Genomic DNA, 218 nt, shown 5'->3' on the forward strand with positions numbered 1-218 from the left:
CGGGAGCAGGAGGACGGCTTGTGGTCCATTGAGGCCTACGACGCCATGCTCAAGGCGGATATCACCTGGACGCCCAAGCTCACCTTCCCCTGCACCATGGAGCAGGCCGCCCGGGATATCGCCGCCGCCATGGAGGTGGAGCTGGACGAACGGAATGTCTTCCTGCCCTGCACCATCCCCGCCTACCCCGAGGGGGAATACAGCCGCCGGGACGCCCT

Annotated in this window: 1 protein-coding gene; it reads left to right on the forward strand. The window is 66.5% G+C overall.

Annotated features, from left to right (window positions below; translation table 11 throughout):
- Positions 1-218: hypothetical protein (locus D1646_RS22410; protein ID WP_160638528.1), on the forward strand; the 218-nt coding region annotated here is incomplete at both ends.

It is taken from the genome of Pseudoflavonifractor sp. 60, assembly GCF_009911645.1.
GTDB lineage: Bacteria > Bacillota > Clostridia > Oscillospirales > Oscillospiraceae > Lawsonibacter.